Source organism: Clostridium thermosuccinogenes, from assembly GCF_002896855.1.
GTDB classification, from domain to species: domain Bacteria; phylum Bacillota; class Clostridia; order Acetivibrionales; family DSM-5807; genus Pseudoclostridium; species Pseudoclostridium thermosuccinogenes.
In genome coordinates, this window is the sequence record NZ_CP021850.1 from 1880357 (window position 1) to 1904558 (window position 24202).

Below are 24202 nucleotides of genomic sequence, written 5' to 3' on the forward strand. Positions count from 1 at the left end.
ATGATGACGGGACAAGTAAAGATCCACCCTGGTAAGATCATTGTTTATTCATTATTGATTATTTTCGCTATTATATTTTTTTCTCCCTTTGTTTGGATGTTATCTACCTCCTTTAAGGCATCCACAAAAGTTTTTCTTAATCCTCCTCAATGGATACCTGACCCATTTCAGCCGGAAAACTACATTGAAGTTTTTCAGAGGATGCCGTTTTTGAAATACTTGAAGAATACTCTGATAGTAACAGTTATACCTGTATTGGGACAGCTTGTTTCAGCTCCTATGGTTGCATATTCCATCACAAAAATACCCTGGAAAGGGGGAAAGTACATTTTTCCTATCATCATTGGGACAATGATGATTCCGTGGCAGGTAACACAGATTCCTTTATTTGTCACATGGTCTAAACTTAAATTAGTGAATACTTTTGTTCCATTGACGTTGCCGGCATTTTTCGGGGCTCCGTATTATATTTATCTTATGAGACAGTTCATAAAAGGTCTGCCTGATAGCATTATAGAAGCTGCTCGTATCGATGGTGCCAGCGAGATACGTATTCTTTACCAGATTGTCTATCCCATGTGTAAAACTGTACTGACAACAGTTACCTTATTAGTTTTCATCGGTTGCTGGAATGATCTTAATGGTCCATTGATATATTTGCAGGATGGCAGTAAGTATACTCTTTCCATTGGATTGCAGAATTTTTTGACTACCACAAAACAGGAATGGGAGCTTCTGATGGCAGCTGCTACACTGTTTACCATGCCGCTGATTATTCTGTTTTTTGTTGCACAAAAGCAATTTATCAGCGGTATTGCAACCACCGGCCTGAAATAGTTTGTGGGCAGAGAGCTTATCTCTCTGTCCTTTTCCACATATACTGTTTATATAAATAACTCATTATACCAGTGCCTTACTATGTTGAAATGAAAATTACAAACAAGATCAAAATCAGTGCAGCAATAATCGGTTTCGTTAAAGTAGTGACTTGGTATAATACATTTTTATCCACAGGCCCCCCTTTTCCAGTTCCAAATCCTTTTGAAAAATCAAATATAATTTTACCAAGTTAATTGACCTGCGTTGCACAGCATAGAATATTGTCCGTTGAGATATTACATTTTTCAACTCGTCCAGTTGTTGATAAAATATTTACCTATAAATTATTGATTGACCATCTAAGGAATAAGCATTTTATATTATGAAGATGCTATCAACCATTGGTAGATTATCTTAAAGGAGAAGTTTTGATTTATATGGCAATTCATAATAACAAATTTTTAGTTTATTAAAGTACCTGTGTGATCCTGATGGGCGGATAAAATCTTTATGTAAATATAAGCAAATCTAATAATATGCAATAAAAAATCAATTTCGTATAAAGAATTATGACTGCTATTAATGTATAATATAGTTAACTTGATTCCGAAAAATATACTGAGCAGCTTTCGCTGCTGGTTATGCATGTAAAAATGAAAACTTGTGCCGAATCCGCCAGGATTATTTTATGGATAAAGAGCCTGAAATCCTGTCAGCAGGCTCTAAAATTTTCAGGAGCAACTTATTGAACAATTGGTATATTAAAGTTATATGAGCGACTAACAGGATATTTTTCGAAGGGAGAGATTGATGTGATAAAAATCGGAGTAGTTAATATAGATACATCCCATCCTAAGGCTTTTGCAGATTATCTGACAAAGTATGGACGAGCGCAATACACAGCCGTGTACAATGACGGATTTCGTGGGGATGATGAAGTGGAGTCTTTTATGAGAAGTTATGCTCTGCAAAAAAGATGCGGTTCTATAGAGGAACTGGCGGACATGGTGGATATAGGATTTATACAGAGCTGCAACTGGGATAAACACTTGAGTCAGGCTATGCCGTTTCTTAAGAAAGGCAAGCCGGTGTTTATCGACAAACCAATAGCAGGAAACATAAAAGACTGTATGGAGTTGGAAAAGCTATACAGAGAAGGAATGGTCATACTGGGAAGTTCTTCGGTGCGGTATGCCTGTGAGATTGATGATTTCCTTTCCCGGACTGAGGAAGAACGGGGGAAAATCATGAACATATATGGAACAGCAGGAGTGGACGAATTTAATTATGCCATACATATTGTGGAAGCAATCAGCCGGTTGGCCGGATGCAATGCTGTATCATCCAGATTTGTGGGAAGAAGCTGCCAGGATGGAAAGATGTGTGAGACCTTTTTTGTCGAATTTCAAAATGGAGTTACAGCTACATATAATACGTTTCATGAAGTGTGGATGCCTTTTGAAATCGTTATAATGACCACCAAGGGGACTTATCAGTTCCGTATTGATATAACGAAGATATATGGAGCGTTGCTGGACAGAATTTGCGATTACATAGAAAGCGGCCGCAATATGTTAGCTTCAGTGCCAGAGCTTACAGATTCCGTAAAGATTATGCTGGCATCCAGAATATCCAGAGAGAATCATGGAGCTGTCGTCAGGATTTCAGATATACCGGAGAGTGATCCGGGGTATGATGGCTATGCTTTTGAGAAGGATTATGCAAAAGCATCAGCAAAGATATATTAATTGAGGGATTCCATGATTAAAGTTAGAAGATGCAGAGGAAACTTTGTAAGAGAGCCTTTGATTGCGCCATTTGGATTTAAAGGTCAATACATAAAGGAGTTGCGACAGAGTATTGCTTATATGGAAAGCGAAAATGGATACGACGGTCTGGGGCTGGGTGTCCAAAGTGTTCTTTGGTCTGATCCGCAGGTTCTGAGCAGGTATGGAGATATAGAAAGCGACAATATAATGTTTCTGCTTACAGAACGTGCTTTGAAAATTATTGAAGGTATGAAATTCGATATGCCTGTAAACCTGCTGGATGAAATTTTTCCTGAAATATATAGGTATGCAAAACAGGCCACTGGGATAGATGATATCAAAGAAACATTTGTCTTAAATGCACTTGTTCCTGTAGATCTGGCAGCTTGGATGCTTTATTTCAAAGAAAAAAACTATAAGTTTTTTGATGACATGCTGCCGATATCTTTCAGGCCTTCCTTATCCTGTAGACATGATAAGCTGGCCTGCATTCCTCTTATTACATATGGAGTGTCTGTGGATGAGGCTGTCAAGCTCGCTCAGGATGGGTATTCCATTTTGAAGATAAAAATAGGCTCAGATCCGGATTTAGACGGAGATCCGTATAAGATGCTGGAATGGGACAAACATCGGTTGAAAGAAATCCACCAGGCAGTTCGCGATTTTGCAACGCCATATACTTCCAGTGGAAAGATAGCCTATTATCTCGATGCCAATGGAAGATATGACAATAAGGCTCAGGTGATGGAGTTATTGGAATATGCCGACAAAATCGGGGCTCTGGATGATATTATAATCCTTGAAGAACCCTTTTCACAGGATAAAACTATTTGCATTGACGATATACCCGTCAGAGTGGCAGCCGATGAATGCGCCCATTCGGATATGGATGTAATAGAGAGGATACAAATGGGATATAAGGCTATTGCCCTTAAGCCTGCTGCCAAGACATTGAGCATGAGCCTCCGTATGGCAAAAGCCGCCCATGATCATGGAATACCTTGTTTTTGTGCTGATTTGACGGTAAATCCTATTTTAGCTGACTGGAATAAAAACGTAGCTGCCAGGCTGGAGCTATTGCCGGGAATGAACATAGGGATTTTGGAGTCCAATGGCATGCAGAATTACAAGAACTGGAATACTATGGAAACTTATCACCCTTGTGCTGACGGTTCATGGGTTAGAATGAATAAGGGTTTGTTCCGGCTGGAAGAGGACTTCTACAGAAAAAGTGGTGGTATATTTGATATAAGCGATTATTATATGTCTCTAATATGATGTCCTGCTATACATATAAAAAGGGAGTGTTTTAATGCTTAATACCGGGATCAACGTCCTATGGCTGGCCAAATGCAGATATTTATATGGACAAAGTGTGTCCAGGCACGCCCACAGATTCTTTCAGTATGTGTATGTCATGGAAGGCGGGGGGAATATCGCCATCGGCGAAACACAATATCCATTCAGGAAAGATCATATGTACATGATTCCTGCTTACTTCGAACACAATTTTGATATCGATAAGAAGGAAGGGCTTCAAACGATAGAGATTAAATTTGATATTGAGAAGGAAGAAATTTTGAATGAAGTGAGTCAGATGCCGCTAGTGATGCCTGTTAATAGTTATGTAGTTAGAAAAAACCTGGAAATGATGATAGAAGAAGGGCAGGAAGCTGACATATACTATTCGGATATTGCTAACTTAAAGCTGTGTGAAACATTGCTACATCTTTTAAGAGCTAAAGAGCAAAAGCACATTACTATGATTGGCAAAGCCATGGAACCTTCTTTATGTTCAACAGATGACCCGATATTTGAACCTGTTATAGCATTCATGCGAAATAATATGCATAAAGCAATAACCTTGGATATGATCGCTGATATAGCATGCCTGGAAAAAACATACTTTTCAAAGAAGTTCAAAGAAAAGTATGGAAGCTCACCCATACACTTTCTCAATGACATGAGGCTGTTTAAAGCCAAAGAGCTGTTGACATATTCCGATATGAGCATTACACAAATTTCTGAACAAACGGGATTTCAGAGCATTCATTATTTTAGCAGATTCTTCTCTCAAAAAGAGGGGTTAAGCCCATATGAGTTTAGGCAGAAACATGGGCGAAGTGTATATCTGTATTTTGAGGAAGAGCAAAAGGTTAATGATACGATATAGCAAAACATGTCCCGGTAGATAATCTCGAATATATTAAGAAAGCAGGTGAAGTAATGGATGCATCTATAAAGAAATATAAATTCGGTGTTATTGGATGCGGTGCTGTATCGCGGTTTCATCTGGATGCTATCCAAAGCATTCGAAATGCGGAACTTATTGCAGTAGGTGACATATCGGCTCAAACTGCCAAAAGCGTTGCTGAAAAATACGGGGGTGTCGACTGGTATACAGATTACAGGCAGCTTCTAGGAAGAGAAGATATTGAAATCGTATGTATTTGCACCCCCAGCGGATTAAGGCGGGATATTGCCGTTTTAGCTGCACGGCTAGGAAAGCACATCATTGTTGAGAAACCTATCGAAATAACCTTGGACAGGATTGATGACATGCTGGAGGAATGTGAAAAGAATGGAGTTACAATATCCGGAATTTTTAATCTGAGATATAATGACCATCACAAGCTGGTTAAAGAAGCCATTTCAATAGGAAGATTCGGAAGGCTGATTATGGGTGATGCGTATATTAAGTGGTACCGCTCACAGGAATATTACGATAATAAAAGCTGGAGAGGGACTAAACTTCTAGATGGAGGGGGCGCTCTAATGAACCAGTCCATTCACTATATTGATCTTTTGCAATGGATGATGGGGCCTGTCAAAGAAGTGTATGGGATAACTGGAATCTTGGGACATCGTGGTATAGAGGTCGAAGATACTGCTGTAGCTTCTATTAAATACCAAAATGGAGCTATAGGGATTATTGAAGGTACCACAGCGGCATATCCGGGTATTGGGGCAAGGATAGAAATACATGGAGAGAAAGGATCTGTAATTATTGTGGATAATGCAATAAAACACTGGGAGTTTATGGATCGTAATCCCATAGATGTAAAATTCCGGCAACTGGAAATGCTTCCACACAAGAGTGGGTCGGCAGATCCAATGAACATCGACGGAAACCTCCACAGGAGGCAAATAGAGGATGTACTTCATTCTATATCAAAAGGAGAACAGCCGATGGTAAACGGAAAAGAAGCAAGAAAGTCGGTGGAGATTATACATTCAATATATAGATCAGCACAGTTTAATCAGGTGGTCGAGCTTCCTTTGGCTCCTTAGAAGTCACAAGAGAAGGTACATGGCAATGTGGAACTATTATAGAAATGGATTGAATCCATCTGATTCAATTTGCAGGCGTTGAATGTATCGGTCATGCCTATATAATAAGCAGGTAAAAACCACATGACTGCAAATACAATGAAATGTTATGGGGGAATATAGTTTGAAAAATATTGTATTCATGATGAATGCCAAACAGCGGAAAAATATTTTTAAGCAGGAGGATATAGATATAATATGCCGGTATGGAAATACTATATACAATACGGATGAACATGACCCGGATCAGGAAAGGGCTAAAGAAATTGCAATGGGAGCAAATATCATCATCACTTCCTGGGGGTGTCCGCAATTGAGCAAAGATGTATTGGACCAGGCTCCGGATTTGGAGTTGATTATCCATGCAGCGGGAAGTGTCAAGGGGATCATAAGTGATGAAGTATGGAGAAGGGGAATCAGGGTTTCAAGCTCTGCCCAGGCATTAGGCATTGGAGTTGCGGAAACGGCTGTAGGTTTCACCATTACAGCTATAAAGAACATGTGGAGCCTGTCTGCAAATACCAGGGCAGGTAAATGGTCGGAAGGACGGGAAAAGGTCAGAGAAGTCTATGGTATCACCATTGGGGTTATAGGTGCCGGCCGGGCAGGGACTCATTATATTAAGCTGATGAATAATTTTGATGTCAGAATATTGTTGTATGATCCCTTTATTGACAGAGAAAAGGCAGCCGCATTGGGTGCGGAAAAATCAGAGCTGGACGAACTGCTAAAGGAATCGGATGTGGTGTCCGTCCATGCCCCTTCCATTCCTGAAACATATCATATGATAAATGCTGATAGACTGGCTGTGATGAAAGATGATGCGGTGCTTATAAATACAGCCCGTGGTTCAATAATTGATGAAAATGCTTTGATTACCGAGCTGAAAAAAGGAAGATTGTTTGCATGTATTGATGTCACCGATCCTGAACCACCCTCTGAAGATCATCCCTTCAGAAGTCTTCCCAACGTCATATTGACACCTCATATTGCTGGAGCTGTAAACAACGGGCTATATAGGATAGGTAGATATGTAGCAAATGAAATCCGGCTTTATGAAAAAGGAGAAGAAATGGATGGGGAAGTTTTTGAATCAAAAATTAACAGCCTGGCTTGAAGGGCAGATAGTTCATCGTGATAAGCAAGGCTAAAATTCAGGGTTATCACATTGAAATAAGAACTTCATATAGAGGATTAAAGCAAACTTGCTTTTTTCGTAAATTCAATAATATGACCAGGTTTATAATTACCTGGTTTTTTTTTGCCCTGTTTTCGTTTTCCATCGATTCTTAGAAGCTGAAAAGCAGTTTTATACATATTTGCCCGTGATAAAGGAAATCTTATACATAAACAAATAATATGGAGGTAAGTCATGAGCGAAGCAATACTTGAAAAGCTGGAGGGTCGTGTAAGCTATCACGATACCGTTGAAGAAATGCTAAAACGCATCAGGGAAGATGGAATGTCAAATGTGTTCGACCGATATGCGCTTCAGGAGAAAATCCGGTGCAAGTTCTGCCTGCAGGGACTGAGCTGTAAATTATGCTCCAACGGGCCATGCAGAATCAATGAAAAAGGAGGCCAGGACAAGGGTGTATGTGGAATAGGCGGCGATGCCATGGCGATGAGGGAGTTTTTGATGCACAACATCATGGGGGCAGCTACATACAGCCATCATGCCTATGAAGCATTCAGAACTCTCAGGGCTACAGGCCAGGGAAAGACACCTTTTAAAATTACGGATGTTGGAAAGCTGAAATGGATGTGCGAAAAAGTCGGCATCAACACCGGTAACGATGTTAATAGAATGGCAGTGGAGCTGGCGGATCTGCTGGAAAGTGAAATGTACAAGGATACCGAAAAGCCAAGCATCATGGTGGAAGCCTTTGCTCCTGCGAAACGCAAGGAAGTATGGAGACGGATGGACATTTATCCGGCAGGGGTTGTCCACGAAGAGCAAAATTGCATTGCCAGCTGCCTCACCAATGTTGACGGTGATTATGCATCCCTGGCTAAAAAAGCGTTAAGGCTTGGGCTGGCAACGATATATACAGCGCAGATCGGCCTTGAAATGGCTCAGGATATATTGTTCGGAACTCCAAAACCCCATGAGGTCAATACTGATTTGGGAATAATGGACCCGGAATATGTAAATATTGCGTTCAACGGACATCAACCTTGGGTGGGAGTTGCCACACTATTAAAGGCAAGAACCCCGGAGGTGCAGAAAAAAGCTCAAGAAGCTGGAGCAAAAGGTCTCAGAATAGTTGGCTCCATCGAAACCGGCCAGGAGCTCCTCCAAAGGTTTGAAGTAGATGATGTTTTTGTTGGGCTCATGGGCAACTGGTTGACAATAGAACCTTTTCTTGCCACAGGTACGGTAGATGTACTGGCAATGGAGGAAAACTGTTCTCCGCCTGCGATAGACCAGTATGCAGAAAAGTATCAGGTAACACTGGTTAAAGTAAGCACTATCATAGGCATTCCCGGATTGCAGCATGAAATGCCGTATAATCCCCAGGATGTTGATTGCATGGCTGACAGGCTGATTGAACTGGGTATCGAGAATTTTAAGAAAAGAAAAGGTAAGGTCGTTCCCAAAGTGCCTCAAAGGGTACAAAAGGCCGTAGCAGGTTTTTCTACCGAGGCAGTGTTGCAGGCTTTGGGCAATAAGCTTGATCCGCTGGTGGATGTCATATCGGCAGGAAAAATAAAAGGAGTAGTTGCTCTGGCCAATTGCTCTACCCTGAGGAACGGTCCCCAGGACTGGAATACGGTAAACTTAGCAAAAGAGCTGATCAAGAGGGACATACTTGTTGTAGCCGGAGGATGTGGAAATCACGCCTTGGAGGTGGCAGGGTTGTGCACTACCGAAGCCAGGGAGATGGCAGGCCCGGGATTGAAAGAAATCTGCAACTTGCTGAATATTCCTCCGGTTTTAAGCTTCGGTACCTGTACGGATACGGGAAGGATTTCCATGCTGGTGACGGCACTGGCGGAACATCTTAACGTAGATATACCGGACCTTCCTATAGCCATAACGGCACCGGAATGGATGGAACAGAAGGCTACCATTGACGGTATTTTCGGGGTGGCATATGGAGCATACACCCATCTGTCGCCGGTTCCTTTTATAACTGGTGCTCCTGCTCTGGTAAAACTCCTGACGGAGGATGTGGAAGATATGACCGGCGGTAAAGTGGGGCTGGGAGATGATCCGGTGGAAGCAGCAAACGGTATTGAAGCTGTTATTATGGAAAAAAGAAAAAGGCTTGGACTGAACTGATAAATCCTATCAAGGAGCGATAAAGGAACTTTAAAGCATATTGAAACAAAACTCTGCTGATATCGGACACCGGTAGAGTTTTGTTTTATTTTTATATTAGACAAGCATTTATTGGACAAGCGCCGTGGTTCAATCTGACCAGCCATGGCATACCGATGTGAAAATACATTATATCTGGCATTTGCTTGATTAATCTGCTTGACTAATTAACAGCCATAATATAAATTAGATACAGCATTACCAGCTGAACCCATTGTGCTGGAATTCCCGAAGTGCAGGTTCTGAGATAATAATAAATCTGAGATAATAAAGAAAGAATCGGACGATGATCTGAAAATTTGCTGTATGCTCAAAGAATTATTCATAACAGGAAGTAAAGGTGTGCATAAAAATGTATGAAGAAATGCTCCAGTATGTAAAAAACTGTCTTGTCACTAATAATGGTGATGAGGGGACAAAAGTCAGCCCTTTTCCTTTCCGAAAGCGTTCGGACCATATCAGAAGAGTATTCATGTGGGCCCAGCGCCTTGTTGAGGACATACCTTCCATCAATAGGAAAGCTGTCTTGGTTGCTGCGATATTTCATGATGTAGGATATTCCGTATCGTCGGACAATTCAAAGCACGCCAAAAACAGTGCCGCCATATGTAAAAAGTATCTTGCCGAAAACGGATATGATACCGATTTTATAAATCTGGTTGTTTACCTGGTGGAGAACCATTCCAATAAACGATTGATGAGAGAAGAGGGCACACCTTTGGAGTTGATTCTATTGATGGAGGCCGACTTGCTGGATGAAACAGGGGCACTGTCAATCATATGGGACTGCATGGCGATGGGCATGCAGGAAGTACAAACATATGAAAAGGCATATAATCATATATTGAAATATTCTTGTACGCAGCTTAATGAAAATCCTATGATTACAACAAAAGCAAAAGAGTTTTGGAGGAAAAAGCAGGAGCTCTTATGCGAGTTTGTCGAGCATTTGTCCTTCGATTTGGGTTTGTGACCGACCTATATTGATTTATGCACACATGAACAAGTAAAAGTACCGGTGACTTGCCTGTATTTATATAGCTTGTTGTGTTAGTTATTTTGAAATAGTGATTTGGTAAATATTGACATATTTTCTATTCCATATTATAATATAGATAATTTGAAACCGATTTCAAATCAATGCAATTTGTGGGTGAAGCTGATCACTCCGGACCAATTCAAAGGATAACTGCAGTGTTAAATTGCAGAAGAGAAATACTGTTTTGCACATCGCTTTTCTGTTTTTATACTCACCTTGAACTTCTAGGACGGATCACATAGAGAAAGGATTAGACCGAATTACATAATTTAAGCTGATTTTCATACCATGCAAATAAACGTTTTGGAGATGAAAAGAGGAAATGAAGAACAACATAACAATTTATGATATAGCCAGGGAGGCAAAGGTATCGCCGGCTACAGTATCCAGAGTTCTCACGGGGAGTGCCCGGGTAAGCGTAGAGAAAAGCAGAATTATACGAGAAATTATTGAAAAATATGACTTTCAGCCCAACGCCATTGCAAGGAGCCTGGTGAAAAAAGAGTCCAGAACTATCGGGGTAATACTGCCGGACATTGTAAACCCTTTTTTTGCGACAGTATTTCTTGAAGCCGAAAAATATGCTGTTTCTCTAGGCTATTCAATGCTGCTGTGCAACTCCATTAATGACATGTTCGAGAGCAATATAGCATTGGAGTCCATCTATCTAAAAACCCTCACCGAAAAGCAGGTAGACGGCATAATATTTTTGGGAGGCAGGATCAACATGGTGAGAACGGATAAAAAGCTGGCGGAGGAGATGAATACGGTACTGGCAAAAGTTCCTATAGTCATGATAAACGGGCGTATGGGGGGAGTTGACTGCTATAAGGTAAGAAGCGACGAAAGAGAAGGTATCTTTTCCATAGTAGAATATCTTACTTCCCTCGGTCACCGCAGTATAGGCTTTATTGGAGGCAGGCTAAATGTCACATCAACAGCTATAAAGCTAAACGCTTTAAAAGACGCCCTCAGGCATTTCAAACTGGAATTTAATGAAAAATGGATCGTGATTTCAGGTGACTTCAACATAGAAAACGGCGCTAAAGCGATGAAGACCCTGTTGTCGGAAAAAGAAAGGCCAACTGCGGTGATTGCGGTTAACGATACCGTTGCCATTGGAGCTATGAAATATGCCGCCTCCGTCGGTGTAGATATACCTGGAGACATATCCATTACAGGTTTTGATGATTCTTACCTGTGTGATATAGTTACGCCGCGGCTTACTTCCGTGAGCCATAACATCCCCGAATTGGCAAGGAAAGCGGTCGACATGCTTTGTTATACCTTTGCCAACAGAAGTGTACCGAAAGAAAGGATTGTGAGAACAAGCTTGACAATTCGTGAATCCTGTGCTTGTCCCAGGAATATTTGAGGATTATTTCAACCCTTGAAACATATTAATAATTAGTGTTGTGTATTGAAAAGTAAATAATTGTATTACCAATAAAATGGTAAAACAAAAGCATAAGTCGACCTAGTGTGGTAAAGTTTGAATTGTCCAGAAACAAACAGTTTCCACGGGGGTCAATCTTATGCCTGAGATAATAATAGAACAAAACAAAAATATAATCAATTATATAAATATGCTAAAATTACCTTATTCTGAAGCCATACAAAATCATATGGTTCTTATGGTCTCAGGCATTATTACCACCGAGGGAAGCAAAAATGTTTCCAGGATCTATTCAAAGCATACCTGTAACCGGGATAGAAGCTGTGGTTCAAGATTCCTCGGAGAGTATAAATGGAGTAACGATTATGTGGACCACAAGAGAATTAACCATTCTCTAAATGTTGTCCGTAATAGCGTGAATGAAGATACTGTAGGCTTTCTCATCATAGACGACTCTTTGAGTAAAAAAGATAAGTCTACCAAAAAGATTGAGGGCCTTGATTTCCATCATTCACACAGTGACGGAAAACCCATGTGGTCACATTGCATAGTTACTTCCCATTATAAGATTTCTGATTATTCATTACCACAAAACTTCAAGCTCTATCTTAGAAAGCAGTTCTTTGGCAATAAAGCAAAGAAGCATTTTAAGAATAAACAAGAGCTTGCAATGCAGCTTATTGATGAATTTATACCGGTTACAGAAACAACGTACTTGTTGTTGGATGCCTGGTATACATCGGGTAAAGTGATGCTCCATGCCTTAAGAAAAGGATATCACACCATTGGAAGAATAAAATCCAATAGAGTGATTTACCCTGGAGGCATTAAAACAAGTGTCAGAGAATTTTCAACCTTTATCAGTAAGGACGAAACCAGCCCAGTTACAGCAGGTGACAATACTTACTATGTTTATAGGTATGAGGGTAAAATCAATGACCTTGAAAATGCCGTTATTCTGTTTTGTTGGAGCAAACCCGATTTATCCGATAAACCAGCATTTATACTAAGTACGGATGTTAGCCTTACCACCTCCGAAATCCTTATATATTACCAGAACCGCTGGGATATTGAGGTAAGTTACCGGTATCAAAAAAACTCACTTGGGTTTGATGAATACCAGGTAGAATCCTTAACTTCAATAAAGCGCTTCTGGAGCATGGTCTTTATGGCCTACACTTTCCTGGAGCTTTTCAGGGTTTCAAACAAGAAATCCTTAAAGCTTGATACTTTAGGAGATACCATAGGGTATTTCCGCAAACAATACTTGGTTTCAATTGCCAAGTTTGCATATACTTGTGCAGTAAAAGGGGTAACCGTCGATGCTGTTATTACCAAATTAGGGATAGCCGCATAAACATTTACAATTTACTGCACGACACTAATTAATAAATAGAATCATTTTAGACAGGGTCAACTTGCATTAATTACTTGCATTTCAAGAGTTTGCACTTATAAGGATTAAACTATTTTCTTGGATAACTATTGACATTAATGTAAATATATGGTATTAATAGATTGAAGTGAAATCGGTTTCAGAATATACATCATTGGTGTAAGCTTTAGGGTTATTCTCAATTTCAATGTTGCAACCATTCGTGCTGTTATCCTGCTAAGGAGCTTGGCAAGCAATAATTCTTTTCAAGGAAATATTGAATCCGGCAATGGATATGCAATGAATCAGTCTCAATTATAATCATCTCACTTATCGAAATAAATATTTTCAATATGCTCTTTAGAGATACATTATAAAAGTTTCAGCTAAATACAACGGTTAAAAGATGAACTTAAAAACTTTCAATTGGAAAAATTTAACATAGAATGGATGTTCATAGTATGAGTATGAGGACCTGCATATTTATAATCTGTGTCTTGTATGTTTTACTTTTTGCATCTTGCAGCAATCCAGTCTCGAATTCTGAAAAAACTGATGGCGGGGGTGTTGAAAGCTTGGGAGCGAAAATAACACTGGATTATGACATGACTTACCAGACGGTGGAAGGTTTTGGCGCATCAGGCTGCTGGTGGGCGCAGGACGTAGGTGGATGGGAAAACATTGGTGAAATAATGGAATATCTGTATGACGATGAAAAGGGCATAGGGCTGGATATATACAGGTATAACATTGGTGCCGGGGGACCATCGAAAGTGTCCGACGAGTGGAGACGCACACAAACTGTTGAAGTGTCCCCGGGAGTTTATGACTTAGGCAGGGACAAAAATGCGATAAACGCGATGAAAGAAGCGGTCAAGCATGGAGCTGACACGGTGGTTTTGTTTGCCAACAGCCCTCCGGCAAGGCTGACCAAATCAGGGTTCACCTCCGGCGAAGAGACGGGCAAGTCGAATCTGCCAAGGGAGAATGAAGCTGAATTTGCAAAATACCTTGTAGACATTACAGAGCTAATCCTGAAAGAAGGCATTCCGGTAAAATACCTGAGCCCAATAAATGAGCCCCAGTGGGAATGGAAATCCGGACAGGAGGGATGCCATTATGAACCTGAGGAAGTAATCAGCTTGTCCCGGGAAGTTGTCCTGGAGCTGGAAAGAAGAAAGCTGCCGGTAAAGATATCAATTAACGAGTCGGGCAAATGGTATGATGAAAAGTACACATTGACCATGTATAAAAGAATAATGGATGATGAAGTTCTGTCAAAAGCAATTGACCATTATGCGGTACACTCCTATTGGACAAGTGAAACGGACAAAAAAAAGGCTGCACTTTATTTTTCCAAAATCGAAAACATGCTTCCGCTTCACCAAACAGAATGGTGTGAAATGGTCAACGGAAGAAGCATGGGAATGGATGCGGCCCTGGTAATGGCAAAAACAATACATGAAGATATGACAATACTCTCTGTCTCATCCTGGTCTCATTGGCTGGCAGTATCCCGTTACGACTATCGGGACGGACTTGTGTACGTTGACATTCCTACCCGTAAATTTAAGATGGCAAAGCGTGGCTGGAGCCTTGGAAATTACGCCAAGTTTATTGAAAAAGGATACATTAGAATAGAAGCTTCCATTGAGGATGAAAACGTATTGGTATCTGCCTATGCAAGTCCAAAAGGAGATAAAACCGTCGTTGTCGCCATAAATCCTATGGACCAATCAAAGTCTGTTGTTCTTGCAGGGGTAAGAGGAAGAAAGATTAGCATTTATGAAACGTCAGACAATCATGACTGTGATTTTGTCGCTAAAATAATGCCCGATGAAGTATATGAGATTCCGGCATGTTCGGTCGTCACTTTTGTTGCTGAAAAATAAAGTCCGGCATGGGAGGCAACCAAAGCAGAGTGTATTGCATGTCGGCCTTTAGGAGACCAACTCTGTTATTATAGGTAAGTTTTCGACTCAAAAATATGGCACATCATTTTTTCATAACACAACACCGGATGTGAAAATAAGGAAAGGAGGATTAGCATGTTATCAAAAGCAAAGAGATTTATATCCATGATGTTGGCCTGCCTGATGATTTTCATGGCTTTAAGCGCCTGCAGCAAGCAACAGGGGGAGAAAAATGATAAAGAAGCAACCGGTACAGATAAGGCTGCTGAGACTACCTCCGGAACGTCAGGTGAAGATACTGCTTCCAAGGGGGCAAAGGGAGAACCAATAGTCATCAAAATTGGCACCCACTATGAACCGGAATGGGATCCTACCTGGAGGGACGAAATCACGGGCGAACCAGGGATGAGCCCGGAAAACCTCAGGGCTGCGGAGATTGCCATGAAGACAGTGCTGGATGAAATGAACGTACAGCTAGAGATTATCCAATATCCCGGAGATGTCAGGGAAGTGCTGCTTCAGTCCGTTCTGGCCAATGACCCCATCGCGGATATTGTGCGCATGTGGAACGGAAGTCAGGGGACGATACTGGGGCAGAACATCCTTCAGCCGCTGGATGATTACGCGAGCATTTTCCTTGACGATGAAGATGCCAAGTGGATGCTGGTAGACAAGATTTACGGAAAATACTACATGCTGAATTTTTCTATGGAATTCATAAGAACTTGGCCTCTGGTCTACAACATCAAATACATAGAGCAGGTTGACTCCTTAAAAGAAAACGGAGAAACGGTATATCCCAGTGATCTGTTTAAGAGAGGAGAATGGACATGGTCAAAGTTTGAGGATTACCTTTCCAGGATTGCAGCATTTTATTCGGGAAAGCCTTCTCCCGTAAGGCCTGATGTGCCTATAAAGGCATTCCAGACGGACTACAGGTATACGGCGGTGCAGGCATTGCATTCCAACGGGGTTGCAGTATTTGGCAAAAACGGTCTTGAGGTTGATACTCCGGAAGCCAAACAGGCTATTGCCTATATCGATAATCTCATGAACAAGAATCTCATGATGTCGGTAAGGTATGGCGATGATTCAGTGGTTCCCGGATGGACTTGGAACGGCAACGATTTTGGTAATGGTGAAACAGTGTTCACCAACATGGTGCCATGGCTGAGCTCGTCAGCTGCCAATAGCCTTGCCAACAGAGGAGAGTCCATGGGCATAGTGCCTTTTCCGAGGCCGGACCACCTTGCTCCCGATGATCCTAAATACCAACAGACATCAGTTATTATGGATACCTGCGGTATACTGAAGGGATTATCCAAAGAAAGGACCGAACTTGCACTGAAAGCTTACAAGTTATACTTTAACACTTTCTATAAAGCGCTAGCAGGCACCGACAAAGCTATGGATTATCTGGAAAAGAACAGTGAGTCCGCGGCTCTTGCCAGTGGTTTTGACATAATGCATCCTAAGATTGGCAAAGACACCCTGGATATATTCAAATACATAGCCAAAACGCCTGTAAACGAATTTGTAGAATCGATAGGAATATATAACTTGTGGAGCGAAGGTATAGTGGGAGAATCCATATATGGGTTGAACAATTCCCCCAAATATGATGTTGCCGTCGATGCTGAAAAGAACAGTCTGATAGAATACCTTTCGACCACGGAAAAAGCTCTCATGTCGGATAAGCCGACGGATAACATAGCTCCGAAAATCGAGAAGATTGACGCAAATATACCCGTTGCTTTTCCCGTAGGCACGGATAGTTCAAAAATTGATTGGAGTACTATATTTGCTGCCAAAGACAATGTTGATGGCGAACTTGATATGTCCGGTGCTGTTATTGATATCAGCGGGATTGATTTTAACAAGGTTGGCCAATATGACGGCGGATTCATGGCAAAAATCAAGGACGCTGCTGGAAATGAAGGCAGCACAAGTTCTACTGTGATCATCTACGACCCGAATAATAAAGAAAAGCCGGAAATCAAAATCAAGCCGGAATACAGGAAGATAGCAAAGGACGAAGATGTTTCTGCCATAAACTGGGCGAATGACTTCATAGAATCGGCAACCGATAAGGACGGGTTTGATATCAAATTCAGCATCAAGGCGGATGTAAGCCAGTTGGATACAACAACACCCGGAACATATAAGGTGGAAGTAACAGTCACTGATTTCGCAGGAAACGCTGCAACTGCATCCTTTGATGTTATTGTAGAATAAAAGGAATGACGTAAGGAGGTCCATGGGCTGTCTTAGAGCAAAAAGCCCATGGACCGGCTGAATTTAAAGTTTCGGGGAGAACTGATGGGTATGAAAAAAGCTCTTGCAGGTTTTCTAGTGTTCCTTTTGCTGTCAAACCTTTTCCTGCCGGCAGGAAATATCGGTTCATGCCCTGTATTGGCCGAAGGTTTCGCAGGGGAAACCGAACAAAATGGGGAGTTTTACGAATCGTCCTACTACGAATATCTTGTTCGTAATGGTTACGATAATGAGATTTCCCGGTCAGAAATCACAATTGACATCACCCGGTATAAAAAAACTGATGATATGCAAGCCATTTTGGATGACGATGGCATAAGTACGGGCGATCGCGGAATTATTGAGTGGGAGTTTACCGTCAAGGATGCCGGGTTTTACAACATACAGGTTTCATATCTTCCTTTGAAGGGAACAAACTTAAGCATTGAACGGAAAATATACATAGATGGTGAAATACTGTTTAAAGGCATGGAACAGGTCGTGCTGAGCAGGATATGGAAAAACAGTGAAGACGGCAGGATAATATCCAAAAACCGAAATGAGATACGCCCTGTAGCTGTAGAAGAGCCTGAATGGAGGACAGTATTTATATGCGATTCCCAAAAGAGAAGCCTTGAACCATATGTGTTTTATTTTTCAGAGGGAAAGCATACCATTGCCTTTGAGTCGATAAAGGAGCCGGTCAAGATCGGAGAAATAGTTTTAAAGGCTGCACCGGAACCGAAGCCTTATGAAGAGGTAATCGGTTGTTTAAAGGAAAAGTATCCGGAGTATGAAGGTGAAAACATAGTATGCCAGGCGGAGCGCGTTGACGGAAACACAGTGGGTATAAAGAAATCTTCCCCATCCATAGGTGTGTCAACAGACTATAGCAGCCCTAACACTGTTCCATACCATCCTTACAAGATAGTATTCAATACCATGGGAGGCAATAACTGGCGCACTGCAGGCGATTTTATTATTTGGGAAGTGGAAGTACCGGAAGAAGGGTTATACCAACTGTCGTTCCGGGGACGGCAAAATATCAACAGGGGTGTCAAGTCATACCGGGAGCTACGTATAAATGGGGAAGTGCCTTTCAAAGAAGCGCAAAAAATCGGTTTTGAATTCAGCGGGGAATTTAAAAATTATGTTTGCGGAGATGAAAAAGGACATTACCTATTTTATCTTAAAAAGGGCAGAAATACCATAAGCCTTGAGGTTGTACTCGGAGATTTTGGAAGACCTCTTACTGTTGTAGAGCAGTGCTTATTTGAATTAAATGAGATTTACAGGAAAACTGTTCAAATAACAGGTCTGGTACCCGATAGGTTCATAGACTATGAAATAGACAAAAAGATACCGGAATTTAAAGAAAAGCTCAAAGATATCAGCGTCCGGCTTAAAGAAGTGGTGGAAGAGCTGGTAAGGATATCGGGAGAAAAAGGAGAAAAGACCGCAATCATAGAAAAAATGGCGGTACAGGCGGAAGAATTGGCACAAAAGCCGGAAAACGTGATAAATGAACTGACGACGTTTAAAGGAAATATATCCGCGCTGGGCACATGGATCATATCCATTTCCGAGATGCCTTTGGAAATTGACAGCTTCACCCTGTCAAAAGCAGGAGCAAAGCTTCCGAAGGCAGAACCCAATGCTTTTGTAAAGTTTTATTATGAGCTGGTCAGATTCTTTTCAACGTTTTTTGTCGATGATGCAAAGCTTACGACGGATGCGAAAATCAGCAGGGATGCGGTAAAGGTATGGATATCATCCGGCAGGGATCAGGCACAGATAATCAGAAACCTCATAGATGACAGCTATACACCGTATTCCGACATACCGATAAATCTTGAGCTCATTCCCAATGATGTCATTCTTCCGGCTACTTTGGCAGGTAATGGTCCGGATGTAGTGCTGAATATTCCCCAGTCGACGGTCATTAATTTTGCGGTGAGGAATGCCCTGACGGACCTTACGAGATTTGAAGATTTTTCGCAGCAGAGCGCCAGGTTTTACTCCAGTGCTTTGAAACCTGTTACACATCAGGACGGGATATACGGACTTCCTGAACAGCAATGGTTCATGATGATGTTTTACAGGAACGATATTTTGGGGGAGCTGGGACTTGAGCCGCCTAAGACATGGGATGAAATGAAAAAGATAATACCGGTGCTGCATATGAATAATTATGACGTATACATACCCGGTGCATCAATTTTTACATCCCTTGTTTACCAGTATGGGGGAGATGTATATCAAGGGGTAGGAAAGGACTATGGAATAGCCAGCGGGCTTATCGGGGAAGATGCAATGCTTGCGTTCCATCAGCTTACCGAGTTTTTTACAAGCTATAAACTCCCTGTAACGGCAGATTTCTCCAACAGGTTCAGGACCGGCGAGATGCCGATAGGCATAGCTCCGTATACGACATACAACCAGTTGGAAATATTTGCTCCGGAGATAAGAGGACTATGGTCTTTTGCACCGGTCCCGGGGATTGCCGATGCGGACGGCAACATCAACAATACTGTAGTGTCCGATACAACGCAATGCATAATGATGAGTTCTGCCAGGAACAAGCAGAATGCATGGGACTTCATGAAATGGTGGCTGAGCGATGATACCCAGATGAGATATGCCAATACCCTGGAAGCAGTAATGGGAACCAGCGCGCGGTACGCTACCGCCAACAAAGATTTGATCATGAGGCTGCCGTGGCCTCGGAAGCATGCAGAGCAGCTGATGCAGCAGCTTGAAGCTACGGAGGGTGTTCCGGAGGTACCGGGAGGATACATGACAGGCAGGATGATAGATTATGCTTTCAAGGCAGTAGTTACCAACGGTCAGAACCCGAGGGAAGCGCTGTATCTTAATATCAAGGCGATAGACAAGGAGCTTTCCAAGAAGCGTCGGGAATTTAACCTTTCATACCTTGAGTAACGGATCCATTTCGTATCAGGTCAGGCGCTCAATACTTCTAAGGATGGAAAGAGGTGCCGGATGTTGAAATCAAAAAAAGCAATGGCCAGGAATAATTTTTTGAAAACATGGGAGCTTCACAAGGAGAAATACCTCCTGATAGCTCCATTTGCTTTGATTTTTATATGTTTTACATTTATTCCGATTGTAGTTTCCATCGTTTTGAGCTTTACTTCCTTCAACATGCTGGAAATGCCGAAATTCACGGGTTTGAGCAATTACATAAATCTGATCGTGTATGATGAAGTGTTTCTTATAGCAGTGAAGAATACTTTGCTTTTTGCGATCATTACAGGACCTATAAGCTATATCATGTGTTTTGGATTTTCATGGCTTATCAATGAGCTTCCACCGAAAATCAGGGCGATCATGACGCTGATTTTCTATGCCCCTTCCATATCAGGAAATGCATATTTGATGTGGAAGCTGATTTTTTCTTCAGATATGTACGGTTATGCCAACGCATGGCTCATGCGGTTGGGAATTATTTCAGAGCCGGTGCTGTGGTTTGACAAAAAAGAGTATGTTATGCCCATACTGATAATTGTACAGTTGTGGCTTAGCCTCGGCGTAAGCTTCCTCGCTTTTATTGCCGGATTTCAGAACATCGACAGGACCTCGTATGAAGCAGGCATTATAGACGGCATAAAAAACAGGTGGCAGGAATTGTGGTTTATTACGTTGCCGGCTATGAAGCCGCAGCTCATGTTCGGCGCAGTTATGCAGATAACCCAGTCTCTGTCTGTTGCAGGCATATCCATGGAACTGGCAGGTTTTCCTTCGGTGGAATATGCAGGGCATACCATACTTACCCATCTGCATGATTATGGAAATATTAGATATGAAATGGGATATGCATCCGCTATAGCGACAATACTCTTTCTCTTCATGATGCTTTCCAATATTATCGTACAGAAGCTTTTGAGAAAGGTTGGTGAATAGCCTGTGGGAATTAAAACGGCAAGCGCATTAAGGGTTATTTCAAGGAGAAGAATCCGAAGGCCTAACCGGAGTCTCGAGGTTGACATACTCATGACCATGGTTTTAGGAGCTTTCGGTCTATTCAGCGCATGGCCGCTGATATATGTTATAAACAATGCTTTTAAGCCTCTGAATGAAATATTCCTGTTTCCACCAAGGCTTTTTGTTCAGAATCCGACCTTCAACAACTTCAAGGACCTGTTCACCATAATCGGCAACTCCTGGATTCCTTTTTCACGGTACATATTCAATACCGTATTTATAACAACAGCAGGTACGTTGGGGACAGTTTTCGTAGGCTCGATGGCTGCATTCCCGCTGGCCAAGTATAAGTTTCCAGGCTCAAAGGTGATGTCAAGCCTTATAGTATATTCGTTGATGTTCAGCAGTTCGGTTACTGCAATACCCAACTATATAATCATGTCGAAGCTCGGAATGATTGACAGCTACTGGGCGGTCATAATACCTGCCATAGGTTCCACGCTGGGTTTATACCTGATGAAAAACAATATAGTTCAAATTCCGGATTCCCTTTTGGAGGCATCCAAAATGGACGGAGCCAGTGAATTCAAAATATATTTCAGCATAATCATGCCCCTTTCAAAGCCTGCCTGGATAACCCTGATAGTGTTGTCGTTCCAGTCATTGTGGGGTACAACAGGAGGTACGTTTATATACGCGGAAAAATTGAAGCCGGTAAGTTATACATTGTCCCAGATAGTGAGTGCAGGTGTAGCCAGAACAGGGGTAGCATCTGCTGTCTCATTGATAATGCTTGTTGTTCCGGTAACCGTGTTCATTATATCTCAAAGCAATGTTATAGAAACTATGGCCACATCGGGAATGAAATGACAGAAAAACTGTTCGTCTGCGTGGGTAAATTCGATGAGAGGAGCAGTATTTGGTGTATGAGGTTAAAAAGCTTTTTTTGTATTGTTCTTTTAATTTGTCTGAGTATTCCGGGGCTTCATGCCAATGCCAAATATACAAGGGAGCAAAATTACACATACGACTACTGGGGAAACCCGGTGAGAAGCATACCGGCCTATGAGCTGGAAGACATTATCGACAGCACCCGGACCAATGGAATAGAAATAGCGGGTGTTGATGATGTGTTTGCAGGAAAGGACAAAATATACTTGATTGATACGGTGGAAAGCAGGCTCAACGTTTTTGATGAAAGCTACAGCCTGGTGAAATCGGTCAAGCTTATAAGAGATGCTGATGGCAAAATAATCGTGAACGCAGAAAACAACAAGCAGCTAATGCTGACGAATCCTGAGGGGGTTTTCGTAAGAGAGGATGAAAAGGAAATATACATTGCCGATACAGGAGCAGAGAGAATAATAGTTCTGGACTGCGATGAATATTTCTTAAAAAGGATAATTGAAAGGCCGGCCAATCTGGCAGGCGTCACGGTATTTAAGCCCTCCAAGATAGTGGTTGATAATGCCGGGAGGATTTTCATTGTAGTGCAGGGGAGCTATGAGGGGATAATTGAGCTAAACAGCGACGGTAGTTTTTCAAGGTACTTCGGTGTGAACAAGCCCAGGGTTAATGTTGTCGATTATTTCTGGAAGTCCATAGCTTCTGATGTGCAGAAAGAAAAGATGAGAAAAGTCTACGCTCCCTCTTTCAACAATATCGATATAGACAAGGAAGGCTTTGTTTATGCCACTACTTTTGATTCCGCGGCTATCGACAAGGTATTCCGCCTGAATGCCAAGGGGGAAAATGTCCTGATAGGTGCCGGCACTCACAAGATAATAGGCGATTTGGATTATGGGGAAGACCAGCAGGAGAGCATGTTTGTGGATATAGCCGTTTCCGATTTTGGTGCCTATGCACTGCTGGACAAAACCCGTGGACGGGTATTCATATATAACTTTGACGGTGATCTTCTAAACATTTTCAACCGTTCGGGGGATATCAAGGGCAATGTAAAAGAGCCTTCGAGCATCGCCTGGTTTGGCAAAAAACTGATCATAGGTGATAAGAAGCTGGGAAGAGCTTTCATTTTTAAGCAGACGGAGTTCGGGGAAGCTGCGCTGGGAGCAGCGGAAAGCTACTACCACGGCAGATGGGATGAAACGGCAGCATTGCTTGATAAGGCATTAAAGCTGAATGCCAACTATACGGCGGCGTATGTAGGCATAGGCAAGAATCTCCTCATGCAGGATGAGTATGAAAAAGCCATGTACTATCTGAAGCTGGGGAATGACAGGACATATTATTCCAAGGCATTTAACGGATACAGGAATCAAATTGTGCAAAAATACTTTGCATTTTTTGCCGTGATTGTTCTCATCATCATCGTATATATAGTTTACTCGGAATATAAATATCATAAATCCATGAAAGCAGAAGGTGAATAGCAAAACCAACTCGGGGAGGATAGGTCCATGTACATGGTAAAATATCTGGGTTATGTGATATTTCATCCCTTTGACGGCTTTTATGTTGTGAAAACATATAAAAAGGGAAAGTATGCAGTTGCAGCAGCATTGCTGGTATTGTATGGATTGATTCAAATAGCGGAATACCAGTATACAGGGTTTATTATTAATTATAATCCTGTTCACAGGTTAAACAGCATAAGAATATTTTCACTGGCTCTGCTTCCTTTCCTCTTGTTCATTATAAGCAATTGGAGCATAACGGCAATATTCGACGGCAGTGGTAAAATCGGAGATATATTTGTTGTCACCTGTTTTTCCCTCCTGCCCAAGATAGTTTTCGACTTTGTGGGAATTGTTTTAAGCAATGCAGTAATTTACGAGGAAGTGCCGATATTAACGGCGTTAACGTCAATTGGCACATTATGGTTCTGTTTTCTTGTATTCAGCGGGCTTTGCGTCACCCACGAATATACTGCCCTTACAAATATCAAAATGCTGATAGCAACCTTTATTGCCGCCATTATCATATTGTTTCTGGCGATGATGTATCTCACCCTCATGGGTAGGATATTGAATTTTGTACTGTCTATATTCAACGAATTGACAAAAAGATGGTGATGG

The 24202-nt window shown here is 41.7% G+C and carries 17 protein-coding genes; all 17 read left to right on the forward strand.

Annotated features, from left to right (window positions below):
• The 17 genes from CDO33_RS08285 to CDO33_RS08365 all read left to right on the forward strand — a co-directional run bounded on the left by CDO33_RS08285 (window position 1) and on the right by CDO33_RS08365 (window position 24199).
• Window positions 1-837: a carbohydrate ABC transporter permease gene (locus CDO33_RS08285; protein ID WP_202849521.1), complete on the forward strand. Its 837-nt coding sequence runs from the start codon at window positions 1-3 to the stop codon at window positions 835-837.
• Between the two features lie 794 nt (window positions 838-1631).
• Complete coding sequence (locus CDO33_RS08290) at window positions 1632-2567, forward strand: Gfo/Idh/MocA family oxidoreductase (protein WP_161496568.1); 936 nt, start codon at window positions 1632-1634, stop codon at window positions 2565-2567.
• Between the two features lie 12 nt (window positions 2568-2579).
• Window positions 2580-3866 carry an enolase C-terminal domain-like protein gene (locus tag CDO33_RS08295; protein ID WP_103082443.1) on the forward strand — a complete coding sequence of 429 codons (1287 nt, stop codon included), beginning with the start codon at window positions 2580-2582 and terminating at the stop codon, window positions 3864-3866.
• A 34-nt stretch (window positions 3867-3900) separates the two neighbouring features.
• On the forward strand, window positions 3901-4761 hold the full coding sequence (locus tag CDO33_RS08300) for a helix-turn-helix domain-containing protein (RefSeq protein ID WP_103082442.1): 861 nt from the start codon (window positions 3901-3903) through the stop codon (window positions 4759-4761).
• A gap of 53 nt (window positions 4762-4814) precedes the next feature.
• Window positions 4815-5879, forward strand: coding sequence for a Gfo/Idh/MocA family protein (locus CDO33_RS08305; RefSeq protein ID WP_202849520.1), 1065 nt, complete (start codon window positions 4815-4817; stop codon window positions 5877-5879).
• A gap of 163 nt (window positions 5880-6042) precedes the next feature.
• A complete protein-coding gene (locus CDO33_RS08310; RefSeq protein ID WP_161496567.1) occupies window positions 6043-7035 on the forward strand; it encodes a hydroxyacid dehydrogenase in 993 nt (330 codons plus the stop codon).
• A gap of 255 nt (window positions 7036-7290) precedes the next feature.
• Window positions 7291-9204, forward strand: coding sequence for an anaerobic carbon-monoxide dehydrogenase catalytic subunit (gene cooS, locus CDO33_RS08315; protein ID WP_103082440.1), 1914 nt, complete (start codon window positions 7291-7293; stop codon window positions 9202-9204).
• A 391-nt stretch (window positions 9205-9595) separates the two neighbouring features.
• Window positions 9596-10216, forward strand: a complete 621-nt coding sequence (locus CDO33_RS08320) for an HD domain-containing protein (RefSeq protein WP_103082439.1) — start codon at window positions 9596-9598, stop codon at window positions 10214-10216.
• 388 nt (window positions 10217-10604) lie between these two features.
• Window positions 10605-11657 carry a LacI family DNA-binding transcriptional regulator gene (locus CDO33_RS08325; protein ID WP_103082438.1) on the forward strand — a complete coding sequence of 351 codons (1053 nt, stop codon included), beginning with the start codon at window positions 10605-10607 and terminating at the stop codon, window positions 11655-11657.
• A gap of 160 nt (window positions 11658-11817) precedes the next feature.
• Window positions 11818-13035: an IS701 family transposase gene (locus CDO33_RS08330; protein ID WP_103089791.1), complete on the forward strand. Its 1218-nt coding sequence runs from the start codon at window positions 11818-11820 to the stop codon at window positions 13033-13035.
• A gap of 593 nt (window positions 13036-13628) precedes the next feature.
• Window positions 13629-14945: a glycoside hydrolase family 30 protein gene (locus CDO33_RS08335; RefSeq protein ID WP_161496480.1), complete on the forward strand. Its 1317-nt coding sequence runs from the start codon at window positions 13629-13631 to the stop codon at window positions 14943-14945.
• Window positions 14946-15101: 156 nt separating this feature from the next.
• Complete coding sequence (locus tag CDO33_RS08340) at window positions 15102-17201, forward strand: immunoglobulin-like domain-containing protein (protein WP_103081223.1); 2100 nt, start codon at window positions 15102-15104, stop codon at window positions 17199-17201.
• Window positions 17202-17291: 90 nt separating this feature from the next.
• A complete protein-coding gene (locus CDO33_RS08345) occupies window positions 17292-20162 on the forward strand; it encodes an extracellular solute-binding protein (RefSeq protein WP_161496479.1) in 2871 nt (956 codons plus the stop codon).
• Between the two features lie 60 nt (window positions 20163-20222).
• Window positions 20223-21143: a carbohydrate ABC transporter permease gene (locus CDO33_RS08350; RefSeq protein ID WP_103081221.1), complete on the forward strand. Its 921-nt coding sequence runs from the start codon at window positions 20223-20225 to the stop codon at window positions 21141-21143.
• Window positions 21144-21146: 3 nt separating this feature from the next.
• On the forward strand, window positions 21147-22034 hold the full coding sequence (locus CDO33_RS08355; protein ID WP_242973880.1) for a carbohydrate ABC transporter permease: 888 nt from the start codon (window positions 21147-21149) through the stop codon (window positions 22032-22034).
• 56 nt (window positions 22035-22090) lie between these two features.
• Window positions 22091-23557, forward strand: coding sequence for an NHL repeat-containing protein (locus tag CDO33_RS08360; protein WP_103081219.1), 1467 nt, complete (start codon window positions 22091-22093; stop codon window positions 23555-23557).
• Window positions 23558-23584: 27 nt separating this feature from the next.
• Entirely contained in the window at window positions 23585-24199 is a 615-nt protein-coding gene (locus CDO33_RS08365; protein WP_103081218.1) for a YIP1 family protein, read from the forward strand.
• The last annotated feature ends 3 nt before the right edge of the window (window positions 24200-24202 follow it).

What these genes read in the sequence shown, in the direction of transcription:
- CDO33_RS08285 (WP_202849521.1), top strand. Translation starts at nt 1, where the DNA reads ATGATGACGGGACAAGTAAAGATCCACCCTGGTAAGATCATTGTTTAT.
- CDO33_RS08295 (WP_103082443.1), top strand. Translation starts at nt 2,580, where the DNA reads ATGATTAAAGTTAGAAGATGCAGAGGAAACTTTGTAAGAGAGCCTTTG.
- CDO33_RS08300 (WP_103082442.1), top strand. Translation starts at nt 3,901, where the DNA reads ATGCTTAATACCGGGATCAACGTCCTATGGCTGGCCAAATGCAGATAT.
- CDO33_RS08305 (WP_202849520.1), top strand. Translation starts at nt 4,815, where the DNA reads ATGGATGCATCTATAAAGAAATATAAATTCGGTGTTATTGGATGCGGT.
- cooS (WP_103082440.1), top strand. Translation starts at nt 7,291, where the DNA reads ATGAGCGAAGCAATACTTGAAAAGCTGGAGGGTCGTGTAAGCTATCAC.
- CDO33_RS08320 (WP_103082439.1), top strand. Translation starts at nt 9,596, where the DNA reads ATGTATGAAGAAATGCTCCAGTATGTAAAAAACTGTCTTGTCACTAAT.
- CDO33_RS08325 (WP_103082438.1), top strand. Translation starts at nt 10,605, where the DNA reads ATGAAGAACAACATAACAATTTATGATATAGCCAGGGAGGCAAAGGTA.
- CDO33_RS08330 (WP_103089791.1), top strand. Translation starts at nt 11,818, where the DNA reads ATGCCTGAGATAATAATAGAACAAAACAAAAATATAATCAATTATATA.
- CDO33_RS08340 (WP_103081223.1), top strand. Translation starts at nt 15,102, where the DNA reads ATGTTATCAAAAGCAAAGAGATTTATATCCATGATGTTGGCCTGCCTG.
- CDO33_RS08345 (WP_161496479.1), top strand. Translation starts at nt 17,292, where the DNA reads ATGAAAAAAGCTCTTGCAGGTTTTCTAGTGTTCCTTTTGCTGTCAAAC.
- CDO33_RS08350 (WP_103081221.1), top strand. Translation starts at nt 20,223, where the DNA reads ATGTTGAAATCAAAAAAAGCAATGGCCAGGAATAATTTTTTGAAAACA.
- CDO33_RS08360 (WP_103081219.1), top strand. Translation starts at nt 22,091, where the DNA reads ATGAGGTTAAAAAGCTTTTTTTGTATTGTTCTTTTAATTTGTCTGAGT.
- CDO33_RS08365 (WP_103081218.1), top strand. Translation starts at nt 23,585, where the DNA reads ATGTACATGGTAAAATATCTGGGTTATGTGATATTTCATCCCTTTGAC.